This is a genomic window from Microcystis sp. LE19-195.1E (assembly GCF_027532095.1).
Taxonomy (GTDB): Bacteria; Cyanobacteriota; Cyanobacteriia; order Cyanobacteriales; family Microcystaceae; genus Microcystis; species Microcystis aeruginosa.
Genome location: NZ_JAPZSZ010000323.1, coordinates 1 through 6,065, shown reverse-complemented (window position 1 = coordinate 6,065; position 6,065 = coordinate 1). Strand labels below are relative to the sequence as shown.

At 43.6% G+C, this 6,065-nt stretch carries 5 protein-coding genes and 2 pseudogenes; 4 read left to right on the top strand and 3 right to left on the bottom strand.

Annotated features, from left to right (window positions below):
• Window positions 1-532: 532 nt before the first annotated feature.
• Together O9300_RS17760 and O9300_RS17755 are read right to left on the bottom strand one after the other, a co-directional pair.
• Window positions 533-733, bottom strand: a pseudogene (locus O9300_RS17760) (DUF4277 domain-containing protein); the annotation flags it as partial.
• A 253-nt stretch (window positions 734-986) separates the two neighbouring features.
• Window positions 987-2,552 (bottom strand): B12-binding domain-containing radical SAM protein, encoded by a 1,566-nt coding sequence (locus O9300_RS17755; RefSeq protein WP_012266469.1) that lies wholly within the window; start codon window positions 2,550-2,552, stop codon window positions 987-989.
• 370 nt (window positions 2,553-2,922) lie between these two features.
• On the opposite strand from O9300_RS17755, the pseudogene O9300_RS19725 reads away from it, so the two are divergent.
• From O9300_RS19725 to O9300_RS17740, 3 genes and pseudogenes are all read left to right on the top strand, one after another.
• Window positions 2,923-3,113: pseudogene (locus O9300_RS19725) on the top strand (IS701 family transposase); the annotation flags it as partial.
• Window positions 3,110-3,265: a hypothetical protein gene (locus tag O9300_RS17745; protein WP_287973062.1), complete on the top strand. Its 156-nt coding sequence runs from the start codon at window positions 3,110-3,112 to the stop codon at window positions 3,263-3,265. The pseudogene O9300_RS19725 and the gene O9300_RS17745, both read left to right, overlap by 4 nt.
• 189 nt (window positions 3,266-3,454) lie before the next feature.
• Window positions 3,455-4,555 carry an alkene reductase gene (locus O9300_RS17740; RefSeq protein ID WP_287973057.1) on the top strand — a complete coding sequence of 367 codons (1,101 nt, stop codon included), beginning with the start codon at window positions 3,455-3,457 and terminating at the stop codon, window positions 4,553-4,555.
• 470 nt (window positions 4,556-5,025) lie between these two features.
• Here the strand turns inward: O9300_RS17740 and O9300_RS17735 are convergent, their stop codons facing one another.
• The gene (locus tag O9300_RS17735) at window positions 5,026-5,658 is read right to left on the bottom strand and encodes a PEP-CTERM sorting domain-containing protein (RefSeq protein WP_287973056.1); all 633 of its coding nucleotides are present in this window, start codon (window positions 5,656-5,658) and stop codon (window positions 5,026-5,028) included.
• 323 nt (window positions 5,659-5,981) lie between these two features.
• Here O9300_RS17735 and O9300_RS17730 point away from each other — a divergent pair.
• A partial coding sequence (locus tag O9300_RS17730) for a DUF2887 domain-containing protein (RefSeq protein ID WP_287973059.1) occupies window positions 5,982-6,065 on the top strand: 84 nt, incomplete at its 3' end.

Below are 6,065 nucleotides of genomic sequence, written 5' to 3'. Positions count from 1 at the left end.
GCCCGAATGCTTCGCCCCTACAGGACGCGGGCCGATGAAGATGTAAGGTTTTGAAACATGATTCTCTCAAAATCTTGCACCTGTGGGAGCGAAAAAAGACCCTAAGACCCTTACCTAGTCTATATTTCACATTTATTCAGCAAACCCTAACTAGCGGTTTTTTCAGTATTCGGTTAAAAGTAAAGCTCGATCGAACTTTATACTAATACTAAATCCGTTGAGTAACGCACAGAAAACGGGTTTCTCGGAGAAACCCGTTTTCTACTCATGCACTCATGCAAAAAGGGGAATAAATAGGGTTTGCGGCAAAAAGTTTGTTGGTGGGGTTAGGAGTCGGTCGTCGGTCGTCGGTCGTCAGTAGCCGGTCGTTTCAGGCTTTCTTGCCCTCTCTTTTCGTACCAGTTTATGTACTACAAGAAGGATAATGCCAGGTTTTTGAAGGTCTTAATCCTATATTCGCAGCATGAACATCGGATTTTAACAGGTCAAAAGCCTTATTTTAAAAGGGTTTTACCATTATTCAGCAAGCCCTAAATAAATACAAGGGGTGTGACACCATTTCTAGCCCATTGAGAATCATGGCTTTTAAGACTTGTCCCGAACTAATTTTTTCTCTTTTATCAATACCTAGTTTTTCATTGATTACTTCGACTATTCCTATTTCATCAATTAGTCCTGCCACTATTCCTAAATGGTCTATATTTTTAATTTGTATTTCTGCTGAAGCAGACATTTCTTGTGTTTTTTTTCATGATCTCAGGTTTTGGTCGAGGAATTTCTGAGTATAAATACTCAGTTAGTCTTTTCCCTTGTTTGTAACTTTTTATGTTACAAACTGAAGTGCGGAATGTAAGTTTGAATGAATTGTGGGGACAGATTACCTGACTTGACAGTAAAACAACCCCACTCGCTTTTTGTTGCTCTACTTTGGGGTAGGATTCAAGAGCGCTGTTTAGGGATAAATGACTGTTCGTCGGCGATATTGTCTAGTTTTTGAGCGTTTTTTCCAGCTGGGCTACCCTTGCTTTCTGTTGCTTCAAATCGGCTAGTTGTTTTAGTAATTGTTCTCTTACTTCATAGCGATAGGCAAAAAAATGCTCACCTATCCCTAGGGTCGCTAGATACTCTTCTAGCAGACGGGGTTTGACCCAGGCAATCACCGCCAGTTGCCACCAGAAACGGAACCGCGTCGGTCGGACAATCCCCTGCCGCCAGAGCAAGGAACGGAACAATTGCCACTGTTGCCCATCTAATTTACGGTTCGATTTGCCGCGCCATCCCCCCATCATCATGAAATGGTTGAAGGTTCGTTTCAGGTAGTTAACAGGATCGTAGATTTCCCAGAAAGCGTCGATGTATTCTTCGGTAATCTCTTCCACCGGGCGAGTTGGCTCAAAGTTCATCATGGCTCCCTGATGGAAAGTGCCCATGCCATCCACCAGACGACCTTCCCGTTGCAGGCGATTCCACAGGGCGGTATTTTGCAGTGCCTGGAGCAGGCTAAACTGCCCCTGGGGAATACTCGCCTCCATAATAAAATCTTTGATCCGCTGCCCTGCGCCAGGTTTCTCATTGTCAAAACCGATAATGAAGCCAGACATAATCTGCAGCCCCATGCGGGTAATTTTGTGACAGGATTCGATCAGGGATTGGCGGGTGTTTTGAACCTTGTTAATGCCCATTAAGCTATCGGTATCTGGTGTCTCAATCCCCATAAACACCAGCATAAAGCCGGCCTTGACCATTAACTCGATCAGTTCACTGTCTTCGGCCAGATTAAGGGAAGCTTCCGTAATCAGTTTAAAGGGATACTGGTGTTGCTCCATCCAGGGGATCAACTCCCGCAGAAACACCTTGGCATTCCGCTTATTGCCAATGAAGTTGTCATCCACAACAAAAATGTAGCGCCTCCAGCCCAGTTGATATAACGTCTCCAACTCAGCCAACATTTGTTCTGGGGTTTTGGTGCGAGGTTTGCGGCCATAGAGGTTGATGATGTCACAAAATTCGCATTGAAAGGGGCAACCGCGAGAAAACTGCACGGTAATCGCCAGATAGGCATCCAGATCTAGTAGATCATAGCGGGCGATCGGTGTCATGGTTACATCGGGTTTCTCGCTGGCTCTAAAGACACCACTCGGTTCACCCCGCTCCAGGGCCGCCAGGAACAGCGGGATTGTCAGTTCGCCTTCATCCAGAATCAGGTAATCTGCCCCAGCTTTTTGGGCAACTTCTGGATAGGAGGTGGGGTAAGGCCCGCCCACAGCCACTTTTTTACCCAACTGCAACCCTTTGGCAATCAATTCTTGAAAGTCCTTTTTCTGAATGATCATGGCGGAGATGATTACCAAATCGCACCACTCCCAATCCGAAGCCGTTTCCAATCGGACATTGCGATCAACAAACCGGATTTCCCAATCCGATGGCAACAGGGCCGCCACCGTAATTAAACCCAGAGGCGGATTGGTTGCTCTCAAGCCGGCTAGATTTAAAGTCTCTTGATAGGACCAAAAGGAGTTGGGCATCAGCGGCCATAGTAATAGGGCTTTCATTCAGGTGTCTCCAATGAAGAAGCTATATGCTTTACATACTAGCCACAAAGCCCAAGTCGATCAAGACTGTTTTAACATCTTTTTTTACTAATAAATTAGTTCTAAATAAATCGTGAAAAAACCGCATTTTTTTCGAGATTAGCACAATTAAATGCACGATGCTTGCTAAAAACTCGTGTTTTCCCATTTTTATCAACGCACTGTAGGGGCTGTCTGCCTCTTTTGGGTATTTTTGGGTAGGTTCCCTAAAAAATGCTGATTCTGAAAAACCCTCTTAAAATTCGCAAGCACCGAATAGTAAGGGTTTCGTTTCAGTCCCTAGGAAGTCTGTTTTATCGGTAAAACACCAGTTACTAGACATCTCGACAATGACTATTTCTGGTCAGGTAAACATAAGCGTAATTACACTATTTTATACCGACTTGGACAAAAATTGTCTCCTATCAATTTTCGTCTTTATGACAAGCGGGAGGGAAAAACCAAGAACGATGACTTGAGAGAAATGGTCAGGGAGGTGATGGAATGGGGGTAGTCCCCTCATACATAACTGGGGACAGGTGGATTTGTGGTATTATTTGGGTGATCGGATAGTTGAGGTTCCTATCTCTTTAGATTTAAGCAATATTTCTGATGCCAAAATTGCCAAGAAATTTATCATGAATCAACTACCAGAAAATATAGTTTATGTCTCTTTAATTTGGGAAGATGAATAAATTAAATAACTTGTAATTATAGTCAGATTTATGACCAATATTAATTATATTCAGCCAGTTGTCTGATTAATTCTCCTCCCTTAGGAGAGGAACAATCTCGCAGATAGCCAGTCAATCATACTTGGGTGCGATTGTCTGGTTTTAACTAATTGCGGTAAAATTAACCTAAATTCTCTATCGGCAAATTCGATGACTTCCTTCACTACTTCCCTGGCTCTTTTAAGTCAATTTAAATTGGGAGATTTAAACCTAGAAAATCGTCTTGTGCTTGCCCCCATGACGCGAGCGCGAGCCGGAGAAAAACGTCTTGCTAATGAGATAATGGCCGAGTATTACCGGCAAAGGGCCAGCGCGGGATTAATGATTACGGAAGCGACGGTAATTTCTCCCCAAGCTAACGGTTGGCAAAATACCCCCGGTATCTACACCGATGAACAAGTGCAAGCATGGCAAATGGTGACAAAAATCGCCCAAAGAAAAGGAACACCACTGTTTTGTCAATTGTGGCACTGTGGTCGCGCTTCTCATTCTAGTTTTCAGGAAAATGGCGCTTTACCCGTTGCCCCTTCGGCAATTAAGATTAAGGGTGAGTTGCATACACCCATCGGCAAACAGCCCTACGAGACCCCTAGAGCCTTAGAAACCGAGGAAATCCCCACAATTGTCGCCGATTACCGCCAAGCCGCTCAGAGGGCAAAATTAGCGGGGTTTGATGGCATAGAAATTCACGGAGCTAATGGTTATTTAATCGATACTTTTCTACAATCGGCCACTAATCAGCGTCAGGATAAGTACGGTGGCAGTTTGGCAAATCGCTATCGTTTTTTACAGGAAGTAGTCGAGGCAATTTTAACTGTTTTTCCCAGTCATCGGGTGGGGGTGCGTCTGTCTCCCAATGGCGTTTATAATGACATGGGTTCCGAGGATTTTCGAGAAACTTTTCTCTATGTTGCCCAAAGATTAAATGAGTACAATTTAGCTTATTTGCATCTGCTAGATGGCTTGGCTTTTGGTTTTCATGAAAAGGGTCAACCGATGCTTTTATCCGAGTTTCGGGCTGTTTTTAATCGTGCTTTAATCGGCAATTGTGGTTATACAAAAGAAACTGCTGAAGCCGCTATTCAGTTGGGAGATGCGGATTTAATTGCTTTCGGTCGCCCCTATATCAGTAATCCCGATTTGGTGGAAAGATTCGCCAATAATTGGCCTCTTAATCCCGATGCTGAGATGAAAGATTGGTATTCTTTTGACAAGGAAGGTTATATCGATTTTCCCAGTTATAAACCCTAGTTAAGTAGCTGGTTATAATTAAATTAAAAATGGATTTTAGGTTTGATCCCCCCTGCCCCCCTTGATAAGGGGGGTGCCGATAGACGGGGGGATCTGAAAGTTTTTAATACCTACCTACTTAGGGTTTGCTGAATAAATGTGAAATGTAGGCAAAGTAAGGGTTTTGGGGCTTTTCTTCCGAAACAGGTGCAAGATTTTGAGAGAATCGTCGTTCAAAACCTTGCGTCTTCATCGGCCCGCGTTCTGTAGGGGCGAAGCATTCGGGCAATAACCTATCGGTGAAACCGGAGATTTTCTATCCGAATGCTTCGCCCGTACTTTTTCAGCAGACCCTACTTAGTATTAGATATGTGTAATTAATTGTGTCTAGCTACTTATCCATTATGTGCCAAAATTCAATAAGCGAGAGCGCCTTTTTCCCTAACCAAAAAGGAAGGCTTTTAAACCTTCCTTACCGCAGAATTGGTCATTTATTGCCGTTTGCGAGCCAATAAACCCAGAGAACCCACCGCTAATAAGCCTAAAAGGGTGCCTGGTTCGGGGGTTGTCTGTATCTGGGCAGGTTGAATAGTCCAGTTAGCAGGATCGATGTTACCTTCTACATTGGTCAAATTGACCTCGTAATAATAATTTGGGTCAGTATAGTAAACGCCATTGAACCCATTCACGTACCATTCTATAGGTGTTTGTGTAGAATTGGTTGAGACGACATTGACATTAGTATCATCATACCACTCAGAAGGAACAGCCGTTAACTGTCCTGAGGCATTGGTGACAAAGCTTCCTGTGCTAACACTCAACCCATCACCCCCATTAGGATTAAAGGTGGTAACGTGGGCTCCATTACCAAAGTTGAAGGTGACAGTCACAATGTCAGTGGCATTCCATGTTTGGCTCAACAGGGAAGTTCCCCCATTGTCAAGCTGATAGGTAATAACCGCAGTATCACCAGCAGTAACGTTATCGACAAGGAGTGAAGATGTGGGTGCTGCAACAGTACCCGTATAGGTAGCGGTAAAAATGGCAGCATGGGCGGGAATGGCACTGAAAACGGCACAAGTCACCGCCGGAAGGCAAAGGGCTTTTAGCAGTTGATTAGTCATTTTTGATCAATTGACAAGTTAATTTCATGGCTAATAATGGGGAAAAATTGATATTTATACCCCATAAATCATTGCTTAACAGCAATAAGCAGCCTCATTCTAGGGCGCGCGCGGGTGTGGTGGTGGGTTGTGGGGTGGGTTTTGGTGTTGGGGGGTTTTTGGGGGTTGGGGGGGGGGGGGGTGGTTGATAAAAAAATAATGACAAAAAAGGCCAAAAAATAAATAAAAAATAGGAAGAACAAAAACAAAAATAAGAAAATAGTTTATTATTTGTGTGAGATAAAAAAAAAACCATCAAAACTCACACGAAATATTAACAACACATACAATATTTCCCCTCTATCTTCTTTGAATTAATTCAACTCCCTATCAGCGAAGCGAATAACTACCGCTTTGACTCAGTGGAA